Genomic DNA, 25,165 nt, shown 5'->3' on the forward strand with positions numbered 1-25,165 from the left:
GTGACGGACCTCGGGTAAATAGCGGTTTAATGGGCGGCTCCCATTGACCAGTTCAGCAGTACTGTTGTTATTGGCTGTGGCGCCATTCCGTGGGCTGGTGCAGCGGCGGTGCTCACTCCTTAAGCACCGCCATCGTTCGGGCAGAATCTATCAGTTGGAGACCAGATACAGACGGCTCTTGTCCATCATATCCAGCGCCTGGCCGCCACCGCGGGCAACACAGGTGAGCGGGTCGTCGGCGACGATCACCGGCAGGCCGGACTCTTCCATCAGCAGACGGTCCAGGTCGCGCAGCAGTGCGCCACCGCCGGTCAGTACCATACCGCGCTCGGCGATATCGGAAGCCAGTTCGGGGGGAGATTGTTCCAGCGCGCTCTTCACCGCCTGCACGATACCGGTCAGGGGCTCTTGCAGCGCCTCCAGGATCTCGTCGCTGTTCAGGGTAAAGCTGCGCGGTACACCTTCCGCCAGATTGCGACCACGCACGTCGATTTCGCGCACTTCGCTGCCGGCGTAGGCACAGCCGATTTCTTCTTTGATGCGCTCGGCAGTGGCGTCGCCAATGACGCTGCCGTAGTTGCGGCGCACGTAGTTGACGATGGCCTCGTCAAAGCGGTCACCGCCGATACGCACGGAATCGGAGTAGACCACACCGTTCAGGGAGATGATCGCAATCTCGGTGGTACCACCACCGATATCCACCACCATGGAACCGCTGGCTTCTTCTACCTTGAGGCCGGCACCAATGGCGGCGGCCATGGGCTCTTCAATCAACCACACCTCGCGGGCGCCGGCGCCCAGGGCGGATTCGCGAATCGCACGGCGTTCCACTTCGGTGGACTGACAGGGGACACATACCAGAACCCGCGGGCTCGGGCGCATCCAGCTGTTCTCGTGCACCTTCTTGATGAAGTGCTGCAGCATCTTCTCGGTGACCTGGAAGTCTGCGATCACGCCGTCTTTGAGCGGGCGGATGGCGGTGATGTTACCCGGGGTACGGCCCAGCATACGCTTCGCCTCAACACCTACCGCTTCCACGATCTTGGTGCCGTTGTAGTGGCGAATGGCAACAACAGAGGGTTCATCGAGGACTACGCCGCGATCGCGCACGTAAATCAGCGTATTGGCAGTACCCAGGTCGATAGAGAGATCACTGGAGAACATGCCCCGCAAACGTTTAAACATGGAATTCGGTTACCTTAATTCTGATGTACAACACCCAATCCGGGTCGGGTGCCGCGGGCGCCGACAGAAGCCCCGGGCGAAGATGCGCCACAGGGTAATTAGTCCACGCAAATAATTCTGTGTTCCGGACGGCGTTTTCGTCCGCTTTTCGACAAGTTAGCCAGACACAGTCGTAGCCTGGCCAGAATCGGCAAACTCTAACAACGGCGTGGGTTCAGAGCAAGGCTCAGGAGCCCCTTAATAAATAAGCATAAAGAGATTCCACCACAGATATGCTAAATTTGCGCTCCTTCTGATCCCGCCGGCCCCGTTGATTCCGGGCCTGGCCGCAAATTAGCCAATGAGAAGCTGGAGTCTCTATCCCCATGGCCGTGGACGCGCAAACCGTTGAAAAGCTGGCCGAACTGGCCCGCATCGCCATTTCCGAAGAAACCATAGACGAAGTCAGCAGCCGCCTGGGCGATGTACTGCAACTGGTGGACCAGTTGCAGGCCGTCAATACCGACGGCGTCGCGCCTATGGCGCACCCCCTGGACGAAGTGCAGGTACTGCGCAAAGACGAAGTCACCGAGCCCAACCGTCGCGAAGAGTTCCTCGCCCTGGCCCCACAGACCGAAGCGGGCCTGTATCTGGTGCCCAAGGTGATCGATTAAGAGCCTATCGACCATCTCACCACCCTGAGCGAATACAGAATAGACAAGAAACCGGATTTCCAATGCATCAGTTGACCATCGCCGAGATTATTCGCGGCCTGCGCGACAAACAGTTCTCCAGCGTCGAGATCACCAGCCATCTGCTGGAGCGTATCCAGCAGCTGGACAGCCAGTTCAACAGCTTCATTACCGTCACCGGCGACCAGGCGATTAAAGAAGCCGCCGCCGCCGACGCCCGCCTGGCCCAGGGCGACGCCCCGGCCCTGTGCGGTGTACCCATCGCCCACAAGGACATCTTCTGCACCAATGGTGTGCGCACCAGCTGCGGCTCGAAGATGCTCGACAACTTCGTGCCTCCCTATGACGCCACCGTTGTGGATAACTTCCAACAGGCGGGTGCGGTCAGCCTGGGTAAAACCAATATGGACGAGTTCGCCATGGGCTCCTCCAACGAATCCAGCTTCTACGGCGCGGTAAAAAACCCGTGGAATGTGGAGCGCATTCCCGGCGGCTCTTCCGGTGGGTCCGCCGCCGCGGTGGCCGCGCTGTTGGTACCGGGCACCACCGCCACCGACACCGGCGGCTCCATCCGCCAGCCGGCAGCGATGACCGGCACCACCGGTTTGAAGCCTACCTACGGCCGCGTATCCCGCTGGGGCATGATTGCCTTCGCCTCCAGCCTCGACCAGGGCGGCCCCATAACCCGCACCGCAGAAGACGCCGCACTGATGCTGTCAGTGATGGCGAGTCCGGACCAAAAAGACTCCACCTGCCTGGATCGTCCGACCCAGGACTACACCGCCAACCTGAACGATTCCGTCAAGGGACTGAAGATCGGCGTACCCAGCGAGTACTTTGGCGAGGGCCTAGACAGCGAAGTGGGTGCGCGCGTGCAGGAAGCACTGAAAGAATACGAAAAGCTCGGCGCGGAACTCGTGGAAATCAGTCTTCCCCACAGCAAACTTGCCGTGCCAGCCTACTACGTGATCGCCCCGGCCGAGGCCTCCGCCAACCTGTCCCGCTTCGACGGCGTACGCTACGGCTACCGCTGTGAAAACCCGGCGGACCTGCGCGACCTGTATATGCGCTCCCGCGGCGAAGGTTTCGGCGAGGAAGTGAAGCGCCGCATTTTGGTGGGCAGCTACGCCCTGTCCGCAGGTTACTACGATGCCTACTACAACAAGGCCCAACAGGTGCGCCGCCTGATCAAACAGGATTTTGTCGACGCCTTCGACAAGGTCGATGTCATCATGGGCCCCACCGCGCCCAACCCGGCGTTCAAGCTGGGCGAGAAAAATGCCGATCCGGTGGCCATGTATCTGGAAGACATTTACACCATCGCCACCAACCTGGCCGGCCTGCCCGGCATGTCCATCCCCTGCGGTTTCGCCCACGGCCTGCCCGTTGGCCTGCAGATCATTGGCAACTACCTGAATGAGGCGCGCATGCTCAACGTCGCGCACCAGTTCCAGCAAGCCAGTGACTGGCATCAGCAAACCGCCCCGGCAGCAGAATAAGTAGGAATAAGGAGAAGCGACGTGGAATGGGAAGTCGTCATCGGGTTGGAAGTGCATGTGCAACTGGCCACCCAATCAAAAATTTTCTCCGGCGCCAGCACCGCCTTTGGTGCCGAGCCGAACACTCAGGCCTGCGCGGTCGACCTGGCCATGCCGGGTACCCTGCCGGTCCCCAATGAAGAGGCCTTCCGCTATGCGGTGATGTTCGGCCTCGCCATGAATGCGGAAATCGGCAAGCGCTCGGTGTTTGAGCGCAAAAACTATTTCTATCCTGACCTGCCAAAGGGCTACCAGACCACCCAGCTGGAACAACCGATCGTCGGCGAGGGCCAGATCGAAATTCACCTGGAAGATGGCAGCAGCAAAACCGTGCGTTTGCACCATGCGCACCTGGAAGAAGACGCGGGCAAGTCTTTACACGATGCTGTTTTTGATTCTGGCCACGGCATGTCCGGCATCGACCTCAACCGCGCCGGCACACCACTGATCGAAATCGTATCCGAACCGGATATGCGCAGCGCCGCGGAAGCGGTTGCCTACCTGAAAAAAATCCACAGCATCGTCACCTACCTCGGCATTTCCGACGGCGATATGTCCCAGGGTTCCCTGCGCTGTGACGCCAACGTTTCCGTGCGTTTGAAAGGCGAAGAGGAACTGGGTACCCGCACCGAGATCAAAAACCTGAACTCCTTCCGCTTTATCGAGAAGGCGATCAAAGTGGAAGCCCAGCGCCAGATCGACCTGATCGAAGACGGCGGCAAGGTGACCCAGGAAACCCGCCTGTACGATGCGGACAAAAACGAAACCCGCTCCATGCGCAGCAAGGAAGTGGCCAACGATTACCGCTATTTCCCCTGCCCGGATCTGCTGCCGGTGGTTCTGACGGACGATTATGTGGAGCAGGTGCGCGGCGAACTGCCGGAATTGCCGGATGCGAAGTGTGCGCGCTTTGAGAAAGACTATGGTCTGTCCGCCTACGATGCAGATCAGTTGACCCAGGAGCGGGCCACTGCGGATTACTTCGAACAGGTGGCGGCAAAATCCGGCGAGCCGAAACTGGCTGCAAACTGGGTAATGGGTGAACTGGCGGCGCTGTTAAACCGTGAGGAAAAGTCCATCGACCATTCTCCGGTTTCTGCGGAGCATCTGGCGGGTCTGATTGCGCGCATCAAGGACAACACCATTTCCTCGAAGATTGCCAAGCAGGTTTTTGAAGCAATGGCGAATGGTGACGGTGATGCGGACGCGGTAATCGAGGCCAAGGGCCTGAAGCAGGTTTCCGACACTGGTGCTATCGAGAAGCTGGTAGACGATGTGATCGCAGCCTCTACTTCTCAGGTAGAGAACTACCGCAATGCCGCCCCCGACAAGCGCCCGAAAATGATGGGTTTCTTTGTTGGCCAGATCATGAAGGCCTCCAAGGGACAGGCAAACCCGCAGATGATCAACAAGATTCTGAAGGATAAATTGGACGCACTTTTATAAGTTGGTCCACGTTATCGGGTCCGCTTTGTTGCAGGCCCGGTGGCGGCCAAGCACCGGGTAAGACTTTTCGAAACCGGACTGGGCGTCCCCCTGGGAATACATCCCTGTACGCTGCGTCGGCGACGTCCCTGTCGCCGACGCTTTCGAAAAGTCTTACCCGGCACTCGCCCTTAGATTTGAACAATTGCTCTTCGCATCAACTCGACGAGCTAACCAAGCACTCTAAAGTTTGATGCGAAGACGATGTCGCCGGGATTTGTTTGCGAAACCTTCCGCGAGAGGGACCTCGCGGAAGAGTCCCCATGGATGGGTTCACGACGTGTTTCGCAAACAAATACCGGCGGCAGCGCCGCCACCAAACCGCCCGACATGGAGCGGAGGTACAACGAGCAAGAGATTAGAAACAGACCACGAAAGGAATTAACAAGTGAGCCTGAAAAAAGACAAGCAAAAAGTCCTCGGTGAAGTATTCGACGATGAGCGTATCGCCGGATTTTTGGTAGGTGAGGCACCGGAAGGATTTAATCGAGATTTCTACCTGCTGGAGCGCGCCTACCGCGGTATGAAAGCAGAGAATTTTGAAACCTTCGTGCGCCTGTTCAAAGAGCAGGGACTGGATCTGGACAGCCAGAGCCCGGAAGGCCAGACACTGCTGGCGCGAATTGGCGAGCATGAGCAGAGTGCGGATTACGCCAACATCCTGAAGGCCGCGGGAGCGCAGTAACCCATGACCTCCAACCCGGCACATGGCGTACACGCACTGATCCGGGGGGCGCAGTTGCTTACCCGGAAAGAGCTGCGCCCGTTTATTATTATTCCCCTGCTCATCAACCTGGTGCTGTTTATCGCACTGGGTGCCCTGATGATCAGCCAGTTCGACGACCTCGGCCAGTATATCGGCAGCCTCCTGTCCGATACCCCCGTCGACACCTCCAATATGTCCTGGTGGCGTGCGATTCTCGCCAAGGGCGCAGACTGGGCCGCAAGTGTATTCCAGTGGCTGGCGTGGCTGATCGCCATCGTCGTGGTACTGCTGTTCTTCTTCGTGTACGGCTACCTGTTCGGCATAATCACCAACATTATCGCCGCACCGTTTAACGGCTTTCTCGCGGAAAAAGTCGAAGAACTCCTCACTGGCCATCCACCGCCCCCGGAAGCCCTGCACAGCATGGTATTCCGCACCCTGGGGCGCGAACTGCGCAAACTGATGTACTTTATTGGCTGGGGACTCGTGATTTTCGTGATCGCCCTGCTTACCAGCTGGACCGTTTTTATCCCGGCTATTCTCGGTGCGCTATGGGGCGCCTGGTGCATGGCGATTCAGTATGTGGATTACCCCCTCGACAACCACCAGCGCTCTTTCGGCGAGCTGAAAAGTGTATTGATGCGCAAGAAGTTCACCACCCTCGGTTTCGGCGGTGCGGTGATGCTGGCGAAAATGGTGCCGATCCTGAACATCTTTGTCATGCCCGCGGCGGTGGCGGGCGGAACCGCGCTGTGGGTGGAGCGAATCTGGACCGAAGGCGATCCCGGCCAGGGACCCAATGGTGGCGGTGATGTGAGCCCCGCCATTTCCCAGACTCGTGAGAAAAAGAAATGGCCCAAGGGAATCGACGGCCCCAAAAGATAACAGGCACCGCCAGCCCTCTGCCGTGCTGTGATTGACTAGTGGACCATGCGGAAAGTTCGGTAACTAAGGAGCACAGCCAAAGTGTTCAGATCAAGGCGAGAAAGCGCAGGAATAGTGGTTCTACTTCAAGCTTTCTCAACGCAGAGCTGGGCACTTTGGCGAAGCGAACAGTTACACAACTTTCCGCATGGACCACTAAGCTTTACCTGAAACCAGGCAATCTCGCAGGCAGACAGGGCTTATGGAAATCGACTGGGGTAAAATCCGCTTCGAGGGTGACAACCGCTACCGCAAGGGCGCCTGCCCCACCAGGATGACCCCGCTGTATCGCGATAAAAAAGACTACAAGAAGAAAATACGGCAACTGCGCAAGGCGATCGACGAGCGCCAGCGGATCATGTATGCCCACGACCGCTACAGTCTGCTCAGTATTTTTCAGGCATTGGACGCCGCCGGAAAAGACGGCACCATTCGCGCGGTGTTCAACGGCGTCAATCCCCACGGTGTGGAAATCACATCATTTAAACGCCCCAGTGAAACGGAGCTGGAGCACAACTTCCTCTGGCGCACCTCCGTGGCCATGCCCAGACGCGGCAATATTGGTGTATTTAACCGCTCCTACTACGAGGAAGTACTGGTGTGCCGCGTACATCCGGAACTGGTGACTCAATATCAGAAAATTCCCGGGGAGCAGACCCGCGATCTCGATGCCCTGTTTGCCAGCCGTTTTGAAGCGATCCGTACCATGGAACGCTATACCGCCGATAATGGCACCGTAACCCTCAAGTTTTTTCTCAACCTGTCCCGCGACGAGCAGCGCACCCGGTTCCTCTCCCGCATTGACGAACCGGATAAGAACTGGAAATTTTCCGAAGCGGACCTGAAAGAACGCAGATACTGGGACCAGTATCAGGATGCTTTCGAAGACATGATCAATGAAACCGCCACCCCCCACGCCCCCTGGTTTGTGGTGCCGGCGGACGACAAAATGAATATGCGATTGATCGTGGCAAGCGCGGTACTTCAGGCGCTCAATGAAATGGAAATGCGCTACCCGAAAGTATCCGAAGCACGCCGAAAGGAACTCAGAGAATACCGCAAGCAGCTTCAGGGGGACTGAGAAAGCAAACAGAAAAGGGGATGAGCGCGCCCCGGAATGGAATGCCCAGGGCGCCACAAGCGGTAAAGAACTTAGCGGCGTGGACGTCCACCACCACGGCGCCCGCCGCGGTTGCCACCGCGGTCATTGCGGTCGCCACTGCTGCGCTTCACGTGGACTTTGGGCGGTTTTACCAGCAGCTCTTCCGGAGGCACTTCGCACTTCAGCTTACTGCCCAGCAATGCCTCGATGGGTTCCAGACGCATGGCGTCGTCTTCACACGCGAAGCTGATGGAGGTGCCACTCTTGCCGGCGCGGCCGGTACGGCCGATGCGGTGCACATAGTCTTCCGGCTCTTCCGGCAGGGTGTAGTTCACCACATGGCTGATGCCGTCGATATGAATACCGCGGCCCGCCACATCGGTGGCGACCAGTACCTTGGACTTGCCGGTCTTGAAGTCGTCCAGGGTACGCACGCGCTTGTTCTGCGCCACTTCCCCGGACAGCAGGCCAGCGTTGATACCGTGAGCCAAAAGGTTTTCGTGCAGACGGCGGCACTGGTCGCGGCGGTTGGCGAACACGATCAGGCTTTCCACGTCGTCCTGCTGCACGATGTTGAACAGCAGCGGGTACTTTTCGTCACCGGACACCAGATACACATGCTGGGTAACGGTGTCCGTGGCCACGCGCTCGGGCTGGATTTCCACGATCACCGGTTCGGAAGTCCACTGATCGACCAGATCGTCCACTTCCGGCGTAAACGTGGCGGAGAAGAACATGGTCTGACGGTGGGTCTTGCGCGGGGTCTGGCGCACAATGCGGCGCACATCGGGGATAAAGCCCATATCCAGCATGCGATCCGCCTCGTCAATCACCAGTATCTCGGTCTGATCGAGGAAGCAGTCGCGCTTGCTGACAAAATCCAGCAGGCGACCGGGGGTGGCCACGAGGATGTCTACCAGGCGCTCATTCAATGCTTTCTGCTGCTTCTGGTAATCCATACCGCCGACCAGGGTGTGGATTTCAAGATCTGTGTATTTACACAGGCCCTTGGCGTCGTCGGCAATCTGCATCACCAGCTCGCGGGTCGGCGCGATGATCAGCGCGCGGGCCTCGCCGGCGTAGCGCTCGCCCTCAAACGGGTTCTTGAGCAGATCGTCGATCACGGTAATCAGGAAGGCCGCGGTTTTGCCGGTACCGGTCTGGGCCTTGCCCACCAGATCGTGGCCATTGAGAGTATGGGGGAGTGACTGGCCCTGAATGGGCGAGGCGTATTCAAAACCCAGGTCGGCGATGGCGTGCATCAGCGGCAGCGGCAGATCCAGATCGTGGAAGCGCACCTTGCCTTCCTGCTCCGGAACCTGAAACTCGTCCAGGCTCCAGGGCTTTTCCGGTGCCTTCTGGCGAGTGTCTTTGCGCTTGTCGCGACCGCCCTGTCCGCCACCATCTCCGCCGCGGCGACGGTTGCGCTGGCGACCGCCGGAGCGACCGTCCGCTTTGCCGCCCTCTGCGACGCGCTTTTCAGAGCCAGAAGCGGATTTCTTGGACTCGGGCTTCTGCCCTTTGGATGCGTTGTCAGACTTGTCTGCGCCTGATTGCTCAGCGGAACGACGGAAAAACTTGCCTATCAAAAGATTGCTCGCTCAATTGCGCCAGCGGGGCCGGAAGTGGCCGGGCCGGGGTTGCAGCCGTGACCAGCGGGCCACGGAAACGGGTTAAATAATCGGCGAGTATATCATCTATATGCGAATTGCGAGTTACTGGCGCAAACTCCACTGTCTCTGTCATCACCGGCTATCAATCCCGCAATAGTCCCCGCCGGCGGGCGATCCAGTAATCCAGACTCACGTAGCGTCCGCCACCGGTAAACAACAGCGCCAGCAGCATGACAAAGTAAGTGGCCGCAAACTCGATTCCGTTCTTGAGCACGGTGAAGCTCCCCGCCTCGGTCAGCCACTCGTAGTTGCCGTGCGCCTTGAGCAGCTCTACCGCCTTATCCTTGCGAACCACCGCCTGTTCAATCAGATCCTTGCGCCACTCCCAGGGCATGGTAAGCGTCTGCTCCGGCAGCGCGTGCCACCCGTACTGCCAGTGCGCCGTTACCGCGGCAACCGCCATAGTGAACATCAGCGGAATGGCAGCGAGGCGCACCCCCAAACCCAGTACCAGGGCGATACCACCGAAAAACTCGGTCAACGCCGCCAGCCACGCCATCAACAGCGGCGCTGGCAGCCCCAGGCCCCAGTCAGGGTTACCAAACCAGGCCGCCACATCGTCGATGCCAGTGATTTTATTCCAGCCTGCGAGAATAAAGATTGGACCGAGAAACAGGCGCAGTGCCAGTGGGCCCAATCCACTCAATGGCCGCAGTGCGTGCAGAAAACAGCTGTAAATCCGATTGAACCCGCTGTGTGCCCCATCCATAATCCGCTCCCGTTTTCGACAATACTGAATTCAGTAACATACTGTTCACTGAAGACTGGTCGCCGGAGACAGTGGATTCTTACACGCTGTCCCGAACCGAGTTCGATCAGTTTAGCCAGCCTCTATCTTTTACCCATACCAAATCCATGTTCAGACTCTACAAACGCGCCACAGCCACGGAGCTGCGCCACCTCACCAATTTGGGTGGGCCTCTGGTTGTGAGCAATCTGGCGGTGGTCAGCATGGGCGTCACCGATACCATCGTTGCCGGCCAGTCCGGCGAGGTGGACCTGGCCGGGCTGGCGCTGGGTTCCAGTATCTGGGCGGTATGTGCGGTGACGCTGATCGGCATGCTCGCCGCTGTTTCGCCGGTGGTGGCAAACCTGCGCGGTGCTCGCGACGAAACAGGCTGCGCGCGACAGATGAGCCAGTCGGTGTGGATTGCGCTGATCGGCGGATTACTGGTAGCCGGCGCACTGCTGGCCTCGCCCCTCTGGAGCCAGTGGATCCAGACCGAAGAGCCGGTGCGCAAGGTGATGGTCCAATATCTGCTGGCACTGGCCACCGGCACCCTGCCCTTTGCCTTTGGCAGCGCCCTGCGCGGTTACTGCGAAGGAATGGCACAGGTGCGGCCGGTCATGCGGATCTATCTCGCCGCGGCGGCACTCAATATTCCCCTGGATATCCTGCTGGTATTTGGTTGGGGGCCGATTCCCGCAATGGGCGGTGCCGGCTGTGGCTGGGCCACCAGTATAGTGTGCTGGTGTATCGCCATCGCCCTTTACTGGCACGCGGGTCACGATCCCGCCTACCGCGCACTGAACCTGAAGCTGCTGCCACCGCGCCCCCACTGGCCCACCCTGAAGCACCTGTTGGCCGTGGGCATGCCCATCTGCATTGGCGCTGCTAGTGAAGTGACCTTCTTTGCCAGCCTTACCCTGCTGCTGGCCGCCTACGGCGCCACCATCGTTGCCGCGCACCAGATCGGCCTGAGTATCGGTTCAATTTTCTATCTGGTGGCGCTGGCGCTGGCGCAAGCAGTGAGTATTCGCACCGCCCAAGTATTGGGCCAGGGACGCCCCAAACGGGCCAAATTTGTCAGTATCGTCGGCGTCGGCAGCGGCCTGATTTACGCCCTGTGTACCGGTATCGTGCTGATCAGCCTGCGCAACCTGTTGGTACTCGCTTACACCGACAACCCGGAAATCATTGCCGTGGCCACCAACCTGCTGTTGCTGGCCGCCGCCTTCCAGCTGGTGGACGTGGCTCAGGCCATGGCCTGGGGCGCTCTGCGCGGCTACAAGGACACCCGGGTGCCCATGTACCTGCAGCTGTTTTCCTACTGGCTGGTGGGACTCGGTTCTGCCTACTGGCTGGGAGAGCAATTCTGGGGGGTGTACGGCTACTGGGTGGGCATCTGTATCGGTCTCGGCACTGCGGCATTACTGCTGATCCTGCGCCTGCGTCACACCAGTCGCAAAGCCTTGGTAAACACCCGCTAACCCGGTCGATTTCTGAATTACACCAAATGCCGCGCAAACCTGCGGGAACCGATTGGCTATACTCGCGCTCTCAGCAACCTGACACCTGTTTTTCCCGCAATGGAGTTTTTCATGCGCCGTCGCTCTTTGAGCCTCTCTGCAAGTCTGTCCCTGTTTTTTGCGCTCACCAGCTATACCGCAAGTCTGCCGGCGGAAGAATCCGACGAGAACGGCGAGCCCGTGGAAATCCAGCAGCCTCTGGAGGCGGCAACAGAACAGCAACCCGTGGAAACCCCGCAGGAGGAAACGCCACCCACTGCGGACCTGAAGCTAGACGACCAGCTGGAAACCGATACGCAGCCGGAAAAGCCGATGCCGAAAGCAAAAAGTATCGAGCTGGATAAACCAGTCAGTGAACAGGAACTGGTTACGCCCCCGCAGGCGGACGATACCGAAGCCAAGACAGAAACCACACCGAAGGCACCCGCCGAGAACCCCCTCGAGGAAGCGGTGCCCTTACCAGATGTGACTGTCGGCCAGCCGCTGCAATTGCTCGGTTCAGAGGTATCCCCGGCAACCTCAACCCGTTTGGCCTGGTCCCCCAGCCAGCACTTTGAAGGGGTTTACAGTGCAACGCCGGTTCTGGTGGTCAACGGCGCGGAAACCGGCCCTACCCTGTGCCTGTTTGCTGCGATTCACGGGGACGAACTGAACGGTATCGAAACCGTGCGCCGGGTGATGTACAACCTGAACCCGAAAACCCTGAAGGGTGCAGTTATCGGCGTACCCATCGTCAACCTGCAGGGCTTTCACCGCGGCTCCCGCTATCTCACTGATCGCCGGGATCTGAACCGGTACTTCCCCGGCCACCAGCAGGGCTCATCCGCCTCCCGTATCGCGCGCTCGTTTTTCGATGAAGTAGTCACTCACTGTAACGCGATTGTGGATCTGCACACCGGCTCTTTCTATCGCACCAACCTGCCGCAGCTGCGCGGCGACCTGACGAATCCAAAAGTGGTAAAACTCACCAAAGGCTTTGGTTCCACCGTGGTGCTGCACAGCGACGGCGCCGAGGGCACCCTGCGCCGTGCGGCAGTAGAAGCCGGTATCCCCACGGTCACACTGGAAGCCGGCGCGCCCATGGTGCTGGACGAGCCCTCGGTAAGCCACAGCGTAAAAGGCATTCGCACCCTGCTGAACCAGCTGGGCATGGTGAGTAAATTCCGCCTGTGGGGAGACCCTGAGCCCGTCTATTACAATTCCACCTGGCAGCGGGCCACCACCGGAGGCATCATTTTCAGTAAAGTGGAGCTCGGCGAATCAGTCAGAAAGGGAGACCTTCTCGGCACCGTCACCAACCCCATCACCAACGTGCGCAAGGAAATCCGCTCCCAGTACAACGGGCGCATTCTCGGGATGGCGATGAATCAGGTCGTACAGCCCGGATTTGCCGCATACCACATCGGTATTCAGGCACCGGAAGAACAGATTCCGGCACCGGAGGAGGTTACTGCAGAAGCAGAGCCCGCGTCGGTGGAGGCCGGTAACACCGCCACCGGCGAAAGCCCGGCGGTAGAAGCGAAAGAGAGTGCAGATGAAACCCACGATGAAACGCCACTGAAAAATGGCAACGAGCCGTCGATAGGCCGCGATGAGGATAGAGAGGAGGACTGAGCCTTACCCCTTGGTCGGGCTCACCCTATCAATAATCGGTACAGGGTCCGGGTGCAGCGGCTCCGGTTGCAGCGTGATGTGATGAATCGCAAAGCGTTTTTCCAACGTTTCCTGCAAGCGTTCCAGTACCTGTGGCCAGGCTGTCAGATCGTCCACAACAATATGTGCGGACAGGAAAATCATGCTGCTATCCAGGCGCCAGATATGCAGGTCGTGGACCGAGCGCACCCCCTCCTCTAGCGCAATGGCTTCACCGACCACGGGCAGGCTCAGCTCTCGCGGAACCCGCTGCATCAGCACATCTACCGCATCCCTCATTAATCTTACGCTGGCAAACAGAATCAGCACACAGATCAGTACCGAAAGCAACGGGTCGATAGGCGTCCAACCGGTGAAATAAATGACCGCACCGGCAACCAGTGCAGCGACGGAACCGAGCAAATCGCCGATGACATGCAACAGTGCACCGCGAATATTCAGGGTCTGCTCACCCCGGTGCAGCACCCAGGCCACAGCAATATTTACCAGTAGCCCGATTGCCGCAATCACCATCACCATGCCGCCCTGCACCGGTTGCGGATCGTGCAGGCGATCAAACGCAGCGACGGAAATTCCGCTAACGATGAGCAACATCAACACGGCGTTGGTCAGCGCGGCGAGTACTTCTGCGCGTCCCCAGCCAAACGACATTTCCCGGCTTGCCGGCTTCTGCGCGAGCAGCGCGGCGATGGCGCCCAGGGCGAGAGAAAAAGAATCGGTAAGCATATGACCGGCATCGCCGAGCAGTGCCAGAGAACCGGAAATCCAGCCGCCGATGGCCTCGACCATGGCGAAGGCGAGTGTGATGATGAGCCCCCAGATCAGAGGCTTGAGATGGCCACTTCCGTGGTGATGATGAGCGTGATCGTGCATGGATTCCTTCCCAAGAGTGCACTTATTTGTAAGTACCCAGCGTAATACGTTCCCGCCCGGCATAATCAAGACGGGTTTCCACATCCGTGTAACCGAGCTCGGTAAAGAGCTTGCGCACCGCTTTGCCCTGCTCCCAGCCGTGCTCCACCGCCAGCAGGCCGTTTAGATTGAAATGGTCGCGCGCGTCATTGGCGATTTTGCGAATATCCGCCAGCCCGTGATCCTCGGCAACCAGAGCGGACAAGGGCTCGAATCGCACGTCGCCTTCACGCAGATGCGGATCCTGGGTATCGATGTAAGGAGGGTTGCTGACAATCACATCAAACTGCTGATGCTCCAGGGAAGAAAACCAGTCGCTTTGCCGGATTTCCACATTGTGAAACCCGAGCAACTGACGGTTTTCCTCTGCGAGCGCGACCGCTGCGGGCATGGTATCAACGGCGGTAATTGCCCAGCGTTTTTTCTCGCTGGCCAGCGCCAGGGCAATCGCTCCGGTACCGGTGCCCAGGTCGAGGAGTTTCGCCTCTGCCTGCGGACAGCGTTCGAGCACCACTTCCACCAGCACTTCCGTATCCGGGCGCGGAATCAGGGTGGAGCGATTGACCTTGAGAGGGAGCGACCAGAATTCGCGGCTGCCGGTGAGGTGGGCCACCGGCTCGCCGGCGATGCGCCGTTTTACCAGCGCATCGAATTTCGACTGTTCAATTTCTTCCAGCGGATGTTCCGGCCAGGTGTAGAGCCAGGCCCGGGACTTGCCTAACAGATGGCAGAGCAACACTTCCAGATCCAGACGCGGGCTGTCACTTTCGTTGAGCTCTGCTGCGCGCTGCAGGTTTTCCTTCACCGTGGCCATGGGAATCAGTTCTGCCCCAAGGCTGCCAGCTGGTCTGCCTGGTACTCGGTGCGCAACGGTCCGATGACTTCGTCCACCGCACCCTGCATAACTTCGTCGAGCTTGTACAGGGTCAGGCCGATACGGTGGTCGGTAACCCGCCCCTGGGGGAAGTTGTAGGTGCGGATACGCTCGGAGCGGTCGCCACTGCCCACCAGGTTTCTACGCGCGTCGGAAATTTCCTGAGCGGCGGCGGATTCCTGGGCGCTGTTCAGCTTGGCCTGCAGCAGCGCCATGGCCTTGGCCCGGTTCTTGTGCTGGGAACGCTCGTCCTGACACTCCACCACAATACCGGTGGGAATATGGGTTAGACGTACGGCGGAATCGGTTTTGTTGACGTGCTGACCACCGGCACCGGATGCGCGGTAAGTATCAGTGCGCAGGTCCGCCTTGTTGATTTCAATGGCGTCGCGCTCGTCTGGCTCCGGCATCACCGCCACGGTGCAGGCAGAGGTGTGAATGCGCCCTTGGGATTCGGTTTCCGGCACACGCTGCACACGGTGCGCGCCGGACTCAAACTTGAGTTTTGCGTAAACCTCTTCGCCGGCGACGCGGGTGATGATTTCTTTATAACCGCCGTGCTCGCCGGGGTTTTCACTGATTACCTCGACGCGCCAGCCCTGCTTTTCCGCGTAGCGGGAATACATGCGGAACAGGTCGCCGGAGAAAATCGCCGCTTCATCACCACCGGTGCCAGCGCGAATTTCCAGGTAGACATTTTTGCGGTCGTTGGGGTCGCGGGGCAGCAACAGGGTCTGCAGTTCTTTTTCCAGAGGCTCCAGTTGGGCTTCCGCTTCACGCAGTTCTTCCTGGGCCATTTCACGCATTTCCGCATCGCTCTCTTCGAGCATTTCGCGGGCTGCGGCCATATCGTCCTGCAGGGTTTTGTAACGGCTGTAGCAGCTGACCACTTCTTCCAGCTCGGAGTATTCCCGGGAGAGATCGCGGAATTTATCCTGATCACTGATGATTTCCGCATCCCCCAACAGGGCGGAAACTTCTTCGTGGCGCTCGACCAGATTGTCGAGCTTGGTTTGTACCGACGCTTTCATTACTTGAGTTTCTTCTTGTGCTGCTTGTCCGATGCGTCGCTATTTTCAGTAGTGGAATCTGCACCGGTATCGTCCGGGTTCAGTCCAATGATCTGGCGCGCCAGACGTAATTTTTCCATGTCGCCCTCGGCGGTGGCCTGTCGCAGTGCCACCGTCGGTGCGTGTATCAGTTTATTGGTCAGGGAGCGGGCCAGTTGTTCCAGTAGCTGCTCCGGCTCACCGCCGGTGCGCAATTGAATCAGTGCTTTTTCCAGTTCGTCTTTGCTGATCGCCTGGGCCTGCTGACGGTAGCTGCGAATGGAGTCCACCGCACGCAGACTGCGGTGCTCGCGCATAAATGCGCAAGCGGCGTCACTGACGATTTCGTCAGCCGCTTCGGCGGCCTGTTCGCGCAGCCGCTTGCCCTCGTCAATTACACCGCGCAGGTCATCCACGGTATAGAGATAAATGTCATCCAGCTTGCCAACCTGCGGTTCGATATCCCGCGGCACGGCGATATCCACCATAAACATGGGGCGGTGACGACGCTGCTTGAGTGCCGTTTCCACCGCGCCTTTACCGAGAATCGGTAACTGGCTGGCGGTAGAACTGATGACGATATCCGCACGGGGCAGGTAATCGGGGATATCTGCAAGAAGAATCGCCTCGGCACCGAAGTCTTGAGCCAGTGCCTGGGCCCGATTGAGCGTTCGGTTCGCGACGATCAGCTGCTTCACACCTTTATCCAGCAGATGGCGCGCCACCAGCTCAATGGTTTCACCGGCACCAATCAACAGCGCGGTCTGCTCACGCAAATCGGTAAAAATGCGCGATGCCAGGGAGACGGCAGCAAAGGCCACGGATACCGGGTTTTCGCCAATCGCGGTCTCGGTGCGCACCTTTTTCGCCACCGAGAACACCTGCTGGAATACATTGTGCAGGGTAGAACCCACACTGCCGGACTCCCGCGCCACCGCGTAGGCGGATTTCATCTGCCCGAGAATCTGCGGTTCCCCGAGTACCAGTGAATCGAGCCCACAGGCCACGCGCATCATATGGCGCACGGCAGACTCATCCGTGAATTGGTAGTGGCAGCTGGTCAGTTCTTCGAGAGAGACCCCGTGATACTCGGCAATCCAGGCCAGCACCGACTCGGGAGTCGCCTCACCGTAGATTTCGGTGCGATTGCAGGTGGAAAGTATGGCCAGTTCCGGGCATTCGAGGGCAATCCGCGCTTCGGCCAAGGCACTGGGCATCACTTCCGGGGCAAAGGCCACCCGCTCGCGCACCGCCACCGGTGCGCTATCGTGATTGATTCCCAGAGCAAGGATTGGCATAAGTTCTCGTCATCTCTTCCAGATACGGCGGTGCACCTGGCACAAAAAGGCCGCACATTGTCCGGGCCCACTGCGGCTGGTGCAAGTGGATTGCGGCTATCTGCCTGATAGCACCTCTCAGTTAACACCCCCGGTCCAATCTGGCTCTACCCGGTATAAATAGATGCTGACTTTGCCGCTGAATCTGGTCCAGGGACAACAGGGGGGCGAATTCAGAACTAGAATTATACGGCGATAACCCGGAAAAATACGCCAAAAGGCGTCTCCTCTGCCGGATTGGCATCGCTTCCAGCGCGCCCGGGGCACACCCCGGCCCACTGGAGTTCACAGGAGACGCGAACGTACGGACACGTTTCTATGCAGCTTTTCTTTCCCTTTTTATATGCCCGGAATCACTCACGCTCGCGGTTGAGTACAGCCATGGAAACGGGCGGTTCCACGCAGCGCCACCGCCCGCTGCGCTTCGCGGCCACCGCGGCGTCCATCGCTATCTTGTGCGCCTGTAGCCAGCAGCCACACCAGTCGAGCGAATCAGGCCAGGCGGACTGGCAGTCCGCCTGGGAGGCTGAAGCCTCGGCAGCACCCGCTCCAGCGCCAGCCAAATCAGCAGAAGAAGGCAATCCTGCAGGGCCCAGGGCACAAGACACTGCCAGAGAAACATCACCGACCGCCGAAGAAGCGGTGGCCGACAACAAGTCCAAGCCATTTCCCATCGAGACCTTTTACACCCTTCTGGTCGCGGAAGTGGCGGGCAACAGGGAGCAATACGACCTGGCACTTGCCAACTATTACTTTCAGGCCGAGCGCACCAAAGATGCCGGGGTTGCCGCACGGGCCACCCGCATAGCCCGCTACCTGAATGCTCGCCGCGCCGCTCTGCGCTCGGCGGTACTCTGGGTCGAACTCGAACCGGAAAGTGCCGAAGCCCAGCTGGCCGCAACAGCGGAGCTGACGCTGGCCGGCAAACTGGATGAAGCACTGCACCACGCGGAACGCGCGCTCGAACTGGGTGGCGATGCGCCACTTCAGTCCGTTGCAGCCACTGCCGTTGACAACGAAGAGCTGGCAGCAAAAGTGCTGCCGGAATTCCAGCGGCTTTCGCAAAAGTATCCCGGCAACTCTGAAGTTTCCCTGGCCCTTGCCATGGTGTTGCGCGCCAACAACCGCTCGGAAGAAGCACTTCAGGTCACCCGCCAGGTGCAGGAACGCGATCCCGCCAATCTGGACGCACCGCTACTGGAATCCCACGCGCTGATTGACATGGGACGCGAGCGCGAAGCGAGACGACTGCTGGAAAATCTGGTGGAACTGTATCCCAAGGAAAGTCGCCTGCGCCTGCAGTATGCCCGTCTGCTGATACGCCAGGACCTCGAGCTGGCCGAGCAACAGTTTGCGGAGCTGGTGAAGCAGCGTCCCAACGACAGCAACCTAATCCTTTCACTGGCGCTCATCCATTACGAAACCAAGCAATACGATGACGCAAAACCTCTGCTGGAAACGCTGCTGGCCCAGGAAGAACACGAATCTGCCGCACATTTTTATCTGGCCGGTATCGCCGAACAGTCCGCCGACCCGCAGCAAGCCGTAACCCACTACCGCATGGTTCGGCCGGGCAGCGATTATGTGCAGGCGATTACCCGCGGCACCAGCCTGCTCGCCGCGCATGGGCAAACGGATGCGGTAAACCAGTGGTTTGCCGAATTGCGCCAGCGCCACCCCACACAAGAAGAACAGTTCTACCTTCTTGAAACCGAATTGCTGACCAAGCATGGGTATGTTCAGGAAGCGCAAAGCCTGTTGAGTGGTGCCATTTCAAAAAATGAAGACAGCAACCGCCTGATCTACGCCTACGCGATGACCAGTGAACAGTTAGGCGATGTGGAAAACTTTGAACAGGGTTTGCGCAAGTTGTTGTCTCGCGACCCGGATAATGCGAATCTCCTGAATACATTGGGTTATAAACTGCTTTCTTACGACCACCGCCTGGAAGAAGCGATGGTGCTGATTACCAAGGCATTGGAGCTGAGCCCGGAAGACCCCGCGATTATCGACAGCATGGGTTGGGCGCATCACCGCCTGGGCAACCACTCCGAAGCGGTGCAATACCTGCAAAAAGCCCTGAGCCTGTTACAGGATCCCGAAATCGCTGCGCACCTGGGTGAAGCGCTTTGGGCGCAAGGCGATCGCCAGCAGGCGATGCAGGTATGGGAACAGGGATTGCAGAAACACCCGGAAAATAAACTAATCCCGGAAGCCATGCAGCGGCTGCAGGATCAACAAAGACTGGAACAGCATGTTACGGAAAGCTGACGTTCTCTCTGCCTCTTATCGTTCAATGAGCTTGCCCCAGGGCGCGTGTCGCGCTCTGAAACTAATCGGTGCATCACTACTACTGACACTGGCGGCCTGTAGTGCTCAAAAGCCGCAACCCCAGCAACCGAGTGAACCCACCACTCAGCAGCAGACGTCTGCGTCCGCGCTGCAGCGATGGGAAGCCAAGGGCAAAATGGGCGTGCGTTCGCCAAAAGAAAATGGCAGTGCCAACCTGGTCTGGCAACAAGCGGACAGGGCCAATTACCGCATTCACCTGAGCGGGCCCCTCGGTGCCGGTGCAACCTCAATCAGCGGATCGCCAGGAGGCGTCAGCCTGCAGCGCGGCAGTGATCCCGCCGTGTTTGCTTCGGATCCCGCGCAGCTCACTGAACAGATCATGGGTTGGCCGCTGCCAGTTTCGGAGATGTTTTACTGGGTGCGCGGCCTGGCTGCACCCGGCGCGGTGAGCGGGCAACAGAAGAATGCACAGGGACTGCTACAAAGCCTGCAGCAAGCCGGCTGGGCACTGAGTTTCAGTGGTTACCAGTCTGTGGGCCCTTACAAACTTCCCGGAAAGATCAAAGCGGAAACCAATAACGCCGCTGGCCCGGTGAGTGTAACGGTGGTGATCAAAGAGTGGAGCCCGCGTTAAACGCTGCGCGCGCAAACCATACACACAACAAGAACGGCGGCTGGTAAACTGACCGCCGTTTTTGCTATCGCCCCTCATTCGTCATGCCCACTTCTCACCTGACACTGTCAGCACCTGCCAAACTCAACCTGATGCTGCGTATCCTCGGGCGTCGCTCCGACGGCTATCACGAGCTGCAAACGGTATTTCAGTTGCTGGACTTTGGTGACACCCTGCGTTTTAGCGCCAGTAGCGACGGCCAGATTCACCTGCACTGCCCTGCGATCAACATACCCGCGGAACAGAACCTGGTGTATCGAGCGGCCGAGCTGCTCAGACAAGCCAGTGGTCACATGGATCTCGGAGCTCGAATTTCCATCGACAAATCTCTGCCTGCGGGAGGCGGTATCGGCGGTGGCAGCAGTGACGCAGCAACCGCGTTACTCGGCCTGAATCACCTGTGGCAGTGCAACCTCGATCTGGATACGCTCGCGGAGTTGGGCAGACAATTGGGCGCGGATATTCCCGTTTTCGTGCGTGGTCGCTCCGCCTTCGCCGAGGGCGTCGGCGAACGATTGACCACTGTTTCCATAGAGCCGCGCTGGTACCTGGTGCTCACCCCCGCCTGCCACGTCAGTACAGCGGCGCTTTTTTCCGATCCGCGTTTGACAAGAGATTCTGCCGCAATTACATTAGCGGCCCTTCGCGACAGGCGGCTGAACACACACTGGCTCGATGAATATGCCGGTAACGATTTTCAGCCATTAGTAGAAGACCTCTACCCCGAGGTGCAGCAGGCCAGAGAGTGGCTTGCGCAACATGCCAAGGCATATCTGACGGGAACCGGCGCTTGTGTATTCGCCGGATTCGAATCAGAAAGCACGGCGCAGGCGGTGTTAAATGCACGGCCTGAAGGGTGGCAAGGTTTTGTTGCCAAAGGAGTGGATGAATCACCCGCTCACCGGCAACTCGCGAAATTTGCAGCAACGGTCTAAATTGACTATCTGCAACATTGCTGGGGTGTAGCCAAGCGGTAAGGCAGCGGGTTTTGATCCCGTCATGCGAAGGTTCGAATCCTTCCACCCCAGCCACATTTCCTTTTTTATAGGTATCCCAACCTCGCGGATACAGACGGAGCCTCCGGCCCTGCCGGAACACGCCTTAACCAGATACTTGCACCAATGGTCGCCCAATGAAACGGCATCACACTACCCTGCAAGCAGTTCTCGCTCCGAAACTCACCTGAATTTCACTACTATCTTCTACTCCCAACGAAAAAGGTACTCGCAGTGGCTGACTTAATGGTCTTCACCGGCAACGCAAACCCGGAACTGGCACAAAAGATTGTTGAGCATATGGCGATACCGCTGGGAGAGGCGGTGGTTAAGCGCTTTTCCGACGGTGAGATCGCCGTGGAAATCACCGATAACGTGCGCGGCCGCGACGTATTCGTGGTGCAGTCCACCTGCCAGCCCACCAACCGCAACATCATGGAACTGATCCTGCTGGTAGACGCCCTGCGCCGTGCCTCCGCCGGCCGTATCACCGCGGTTGTGCCCTACTTCGGCTACGCCCGCCAGGATCGCCGCGTACGTTCCCAGCGTGTACCGATTTCCGCCAAGGTTGTGGCCGACATGATGGTGAGCGTGGGCATCGACCGCGTTCTGACCGTCGACCTCCACGCCGAGCAGATCCAGGGCTTTTTCGACGTACCTGTGGATAACGTCTACGGCTCCTCCGTACTGCTGGACGACATCGAGCGCCAGGGTTACGAAGATCTGGTGGTAGTTTCCCCGGACATCGGCGGTGTTGTGCGCGCCCGCGCTGTGGCCAAGAGCCTGGACTGCGACCTGGCGATCATCGACAAACGTCGCCCGGCCGCCAACGTGGCGGAAGTGATGAACATCATCGGTGAAGTCAGTGGCCGTACCTGCCTGCTGGTGGACGACATGGTCGACACCGCCGGCACCCTGTGCAACGCCGCCAGCGCCCTGAAAGAACACGGCGCCAAAAAGGTTGTGGCCTACTGTACCCACCCGGTACTGTCCGGCAAAGCCATCGACAACCTGAACAACTCGGTAATGGATGAACTGGTAGTCACCGACTCCATCCCCCTGGGCGACAAGATGGAGAAAGCGCCGAAAATTCGTCAGCTGACCCTCTCTGCAATGCTGGCCGAATCCATGCGCCGCATCAGCAACGAAGAATCCCTGTCGGCAATGTTCAGGTCTTAAGGGTTCCGCTCTTAAGAGCTCCCCCCTCAAGATCCCGCCTTTAAGCGCTGGCATTCCCCAGCGCTTCCCCTTAGAATACGCGCCCGCCCGGTACTGCCGGGCGTTTACTATTGGGCGTTTCAATAGATTCTGCCCAGCTTATAGCAACGCCAGAGGGTACCGGTCGCAGGTCCTTCTGGACAGACAACCTGAGGTTTTCCCAATGTCTGATTTTAAATTGAACGCCAACGTCCGTAGCGACGAAGGGAAAGGTGCGAGCCGCCGCCTGCGTCGTGAGGAAGCAAAAGTTCCGGCCATCATTTACGGTGGCGAAGCGGAACCGCAATCCATCGCTCTGCTGCAGAAAGATCTGTTCAAAGCACTGGAAAGCGAATCCTTCTTCTCTTCCGTTGTGACCCTGAGCGTCGACGGTAAAGACGAGACCGTGATCCTGCGCGATCTGCAGCGTCACCCGGCCAAAGCCATCCTGCTGCACGCTGACTTCCAGCGCGTTTCCGCCAACACCAAAGTTCACGTAAAAGTGCCGCTGCACTTCCTGAACGAAGACACCTGTAAAGGCGTTAAGGCTGGCGGTATCGTTTCTCACACCCTGAACGAGCTGGACATCAATGCCCCGGCTTCCAAGCTGCCTGAGTTCATCGAAGTTGACCTGGCTGACCTGGAACTGGACGGCACCGTTCACATCTCCGACATCAAACTGCCGGAAGGTGTTGAGTCTGTAGATCTGGCGCACGGTGAAGACCACGACCTGGTTGTTGCCTCTGTACACAAGCCGCGCGGCGCTGTTGAAGCCGACGCTGAAGATGCAGAAGGCGAAGAGTCCGGCGAAGCATAAGCCGGCTTTTCTCCAGGTAAGGTAACAGTACCTTGAGCAAGGCTCCGGACACGCCCATCCAGTTGATTGTGGGCCTGGGAAATCCAGGCCCAGAATACGACCGGACGCGACATAATGCCGGAGCCGACTTTGTCTCCGAGCTGGCCCGTATCCACGGCACCCAGCTTGCGCCAGACAGCAAGTACCACGGCCACTCCGGCCGGGTACGAATCGGCGGGCAGGATATCCGCCTGCTGATTCCCACCACCTATATGAATCGCAGCGGCCAGGCAGTGGGCCCGCTGGCGAACTTCTTCAAGATTCCCGCCGAAGCCATTCTGGTCGCTCACGATGAGCTGGACCTGCCCTGCGGCACCGCGCGCCTGAAAAAAGGTGGCGGACACGGGGGCCATAACGGCCTGCGCGATATCATCAGCGCCCTCGGGAACAATCGTGAATTCATGCGCCTGCGCCTCGGTATCGACCACCCGGGTAATGCCCGCGACGTGGCCAACTACGTACTGCAGCGCGCGCCCCGCACCGAACAGGACCAGCTGGCGGAAGCCATCGACCGCGCCGTGGACGTTATGCCCACCGCCGCCGCTGGTGACTGGAACGGCGCGATGAAAACACTGCACACCAACGCCAAATAGCAGCCTTTTTTCGGGAGCACTATCCGCGCCCCGATCACAACACGAACACATTATTAGGATTCAGACCATGGGTTTTACTTGCGGCATCGTCGGCCTGCCCAACGTGGGCAAATCCACCCTGTTCAATGCCCTGACCAAAGCGGGCATCGATGCAGAAAACTTCCCCTTCTGCACCATTGAGCCTAACGCGGGCATCGTACCGGTACCGGATACGCGCCTCGACAAGCTGGCAGAAATCGTCAAGCCGCAGAAGCTGATTCCCACCACCATGGAATTCACCGATATCGCGGGCCTGGTCGCCGGCGCCTCCAAGGGTGAGGGCCTCGGCAACAAGTTCCTCGCCAATATCCGCGAGACCGACGCCATCGCCCACGTGGTGCGCTGCTTTGAAAACGACAACGTGATCCACGTGGCCAACCAGGTGGACCCGGTGGCAGACATCGAGGTGATCAACACCGAGCTGGCACTGGCCGACCTGGACACCGTGGAAAAGGCACTGCTGCGCTACACCCGCGCCGCCAAGGGCCAGGACAAGCACGCAATCAAAATGAAAGCGCTGCTGGAAAAAGTTCAGCCGCACCTGGATGAAGCCAAACCCCTGCGCTCTTTCGGTCTCTCCGACGACGAGCTGGAAGGCCTGCGCGAACTGAGCCTGCTCACCGTCAAACCCACCATGTACATCGCTAACGTGGATGAGGATGGCTTCGAGAACAATCCACACCTGGATGCTGTGGCCGCCATCGCCGCGGAAGAAAACGCGGTACTGGTCCCCATCTGCAACAAGCTGGAGTCCGAAATCGCCGAACTCGACGACGATGAAAAACAGGAATTCCTGGAAGAGCTGGGCATGGACGAGCCGGGCCTGAACCGCGTTATTCGCGCCGGTTACGAACTGCTGGGCCTGCACACCTACTTCACCGCTGGTGTAAAAGAAGTGCGCGCCTGGACCATCCCCCTGGGTGCCACCGCGCCGCAGGCAGCGGGCAAGATCCATACAGATTTCGAGAAGGGCTTTATCCGCGCAGAAGTAGTGAGCTACGACGACTTCGTCAGCAACAAGGGCGAAGCCGGTGCCAAAGAGGCCGGCAAGTGGCGCCTGGAAGGCAAGGAGTACGTGGTTGCCGACGGGGACGTAGTGCACTTCCGTTTCAACGTCTAACGCCTGCCTTCCCTTCCCGGCTAATCTAGCCTGACTACTCG

Annotated in this window: 22 protein-coding genes and 1 tRNA gene; 16 read left to right on the plus strand and 7 right to left on the minus strand. The window is 58.9% G+C overall.

Annotation, left to right across the window (positions count from 1 at the left end; genetic code table 11):
• Positions 1–150 precede the first annotated feature (150 nt).
• Positions 151–1,185, minus strand: coding sequence for a rod shape-determining protein (locus ACYX4K_RS10410; RefSeq protein WP_043318714.1), 1,035 nt, complete (start codon positions 1,183–1,185; stop codon positions 151–153).
• Between the two features lie 365 nt (positions 1,186–1,550).
• On the opposite strand from ACYX4K_RS10410, the gene gatC reads away from it, so the two are divergent.
• The 6 genes from gatC to ACYX4K_RS10440 all read left to right on the plus strand — a co-directional run bounded on the left by gatC (position 1,551) and on the right by ACYX4K_RS10440 (position 7,590).
• Complete coding sequence (gene gatC, locus ACYX4K_RS10415; protein ID WP_475092191.1) at positions 1,551–1,838, plus strand: Asp-tRNA(Asn)/Glu-tRNA(Gln) amidotransferase subunit GatC; 288 nt, start codon at positions 1,551–1,553, stop codon at positions 1,836–1,838.
• Positions 1,839–1,900: 62 nt separating this feature from the next.
• Positions 1,901–3,355 (plus strand): Asp-tRNA(Asn)/Glu-tRNA(Gln) amidotransferase subunit GatA, encoded by a 1,455-nt coding sequence (gene gatA / locus ACYX4K_RS10420; RefSeq protein WP_475092190.1) that lies wholly within the window; start codon positions 1,901–1,903, stop codon positions 3,353–3,355.
• A 6-nt stretch (positions 3,356–3,361) separates the two neighbouring features.
• Positions 3,362–4,840 (plus strand): Asp-tRNA(Asn)/Glu-tRNA(Gln) amidotransferase subunit GatB, encoded by a 1,479-nt coding sequence (gene gatB, locus ACYX4K_RS10425; RefSeq protein WP_475093933.1) that lies wholly within the window; start codon positions 3,362–3,364, stop codon positions 4,838–4,840.
• Positions 4,841–5,267: 427 nt separating this feature from the next.
• Positions 5,268–5,564, plus strand: a complete 297-nt coding sequence (locus ACYX4K_RS10430; RefSeq protein ID WP_475092189.1) for a PA4642 family protein — start codon at positions 5,268–5,270, stop codon at positions 5,562–5,564.
• Between the two features lie 3 nt (positions 5,565–5,567).
• Entirely contained in the window at positions 5,568–6,470 is a 903-nt protein-coding gene (gene cysZ, locus ACYX4K_RS10435) for a sulfate transporter CysZ (protein WP_475092188.1), read from the plus strand.
• A 241-nt stretch (positions 6,471–6,711) separates the two neighbouring features.
• The gene (locus tag ACYX4K_RS10440; protein WP_475092187.1) at positions 6,712–7,590 is read left to right on the plus strand and encodes a PPK2 family polyphosphate kinase; all 879 of its coding nucleotides are present in this window, start codon (positions 6,712–6,714) and stop codon (positions 7,588–7,590) included.
• 71 nt (positions 7,591–7,661) lie between these two features.
• Here ACYX4K_RS10440 and rhlB read toward each other — a convergent pair whose 3' ends face one another.
• Both rhlB and ACYX4K_RS10450 read right to left on the minus strand, forming a co-directional pair.
• Complete coding sequence (gene rhlB, locus ACYX4K_RS10445) at positions 7,662–9,200, minus strand: ATP-dependent RNA helicase RhlB (protein WP_475092186.1); 1,539 nt, start codon at positions 9,198–9,200, stop codon at positions 7,662–7,664.
• Between the two features lie 166 nt (positions 9,201–9,366).
• A complete protein-coding gene (locus ACYX4K_RS10450) occupies positions 9,367–9,993 on the minus strand; it encodes an HvfX family Cu-binding RiPP maturation protein (RefSeq protein WP_475092184.1) in 627 nt (208 codons plus the stop codon).
• Positions 9,994–10,139: 146 nt separating this feature from the next.
• Between ACYX4K_RS10450 and ACYX4K_RS10455 the strand changes: the two genes are divergently transcribed.
• Positions 10,140–11,495, plus strand: coding sequence for an MATE family efflux transporter (locus ACYX4K_RS10455; RefSeq protein ID WP_475092183.1), 1,356 nt, complete (start codon positions 10,140–10,142; stop codon positions 11,493–11,495).
• Between the two features lie 111 nt (positions 11,496–11,606).
• On the plus strand, positions 11,607–13,148 hold the full coding sequence (locus ACYX4K_RS10460; protein ID WP_475092182.1) for a succinylglutamate desuccinylase: 1,542 nt from the start codon (positions 11,607–11,609) through the stop codon (positions 13,146–13,148).
• Between the two features lie 3 nt (positions 13,149–13,151).
• On the opposite strand, the gene ACYX4K_RS10465 is transcribed toward ACYX4K_RS10460, so the two are convergent.
• The 4 genes from ACYX4K_RS10465 to hemA are packed head-to-tail and all read right to left on the minus strand — an operon-like array spanning position 13,152 to position 17,320.
• Complete coding sequence (locus tag ACYX4K_RS10465) at positions 13,152–14,060, minus strand: cation diffusion facilitator family transporter (RefSeq protein WP_475092181.1); 909 nt, start codon at positions 14,058–14,060, stop codon at positions 13,152–13,154.
• A 22-nt stretch (positions 14,061–14,082) separates the two neighbouring features.
• A complete protein-coding gene (gene prmC, locus ACYX4K_RS10470; RefSeq protein WP_475092179.1) occupies positions 14,083–14,913 on the minus strand; it encodes a peptide chain release factor N(5)-glutamine methyltransferase in 831 nt (276 codons plus the stop codon).
• A gap of 5 nt (positions 14,914–14,918) precedes the next feature.
• Positions 14,919–16,004, minus strand: a complete 1,086-nt coding sequence (prfA, locus tag ACYX4K_RS10475) for a peptide chain release factor 1 (RefSeq protein WP_475092177.1) — start codon at positions 16,002–16,004, stop codon at positions 14,919–14,921.
• On the minus strand, positions 16,004–17,320 hold the full coding sequence (hemA, locus tag ACYX4K_RS10480; protein ID WP_475092176.1) for a glutamyl-tRNA reductase: 1,317 nt from the start codon (positions 17,318–17,320) through the stop codon (positions 16,004–16,006). Before hemA ends, prfA begins: the two co-directional genes overlap by 1 nt.
• A 420-nt stretch (positions 17,321–17,740) precedes the next feature.
• Between hemA and ACYX4K_RS10485 the strand changes: the two genes are divergently transcribed.
• From ACYX4K_RS10485 to ychF, 8 genes are all read left to right on the plus strand, one after another.
• The gene (locus tag ACYX4K_RS10485) at positions 17,741–19,630 is read left to right on the plus strand and encodes a tetratricopeptide repeat protein (RefSeq protein ID WP_475092175.1); all 1,890 of its coding nucleotides are present in this window, start codon (positions 17,741–17,743) and stop codon (positions 19,628–19,630) included.
• Entirely contained in the window at positions 19,614–20,285 is a 672-nt protein-coding gene (lolB, locus tag ACYX4K_RS10490; protein WP_475092174.1) for a lipoprotein insertase outer membrane protein LolB, read from the plus strand. The genes ACYX4K_RS10485 and lolB overlap by 17 nt, the downstream gene beginning before the upstream one ends.
• Positions 20,286–20,368: 83 nt before the next feature.
• Entirely contained in the window at positions 20,369–21,259 is an 891-nt protein-coding gene (ispE, locus tag ACYX4K_RS10495; protein WP_475092173.1) for a 4-(cytidine 5'-diphospho)-2-C-methyl-D-erythritol kinase, read from the plus strand.
• A 21-nt stretch (positions 21,260–21,280) separates the two neighbouring features.
• Positions 21,281–21,355 (plus strand) — tRNA-Gln (locus tag ACYX4K_RS10500).
• 210 nt (positions 21,356–21,565) lie between these two features.
• Complete coding sequence (locus ACYX4K_RS10505; RefSeq protein WP_475093932.1) at positions 21,566–22,498, plus strand: ribose-phosphate pyrophosphokinase; 933 nt, start codon at positions 21,566–21,568, stop codon at positions 22,496–22,498.
• A gap of 202 nt (positions 22,499–22,700) precedes the next feature.
• Positions 22,701–23,333: a 50S ribosomal protein L25/general stress protein Ctc gene (locus tag ACYX4K_RS10510; protein ID WP_475092172.1), complete on the plus strand. Its 633-nt coding sequence runs from the start codon at positions 22,701–22,703 to the stop codon at positions 23,331–23,333.
• A gap of 32 nt (positions 23,334–23,365) precedes the next feature.
• A complete protein-coding gene (pth, locus tag ACYX4K_RS10515) occupies positions 23,366–23,965 on the plus strand; it encodes an aminoacyl-tRNA hydrolase (RefSeq protein ID WP_475092171.1) in 600 nt (199 codons plus the stop codon).
• A 67-nt stretch (positions 23,966–24,032) separates the two neighbouring features.
• A complete protein-coding gene (gene ychF, locus ACYX4K_RS10520; RefSeq protein ID WP_475092170.1) occupies positions 24,033–25,124 on the plus strand; it encodes a redox-regulated ATPase YchF in 1,092 nt (363 codons plus the stop codon).
• Positions 25,125–25,165: the final 41 nt, after the last annotated feature.

It is taken from the genome of Microbulbifer sp. ABF4_107 (assembly GCF_056312215.1).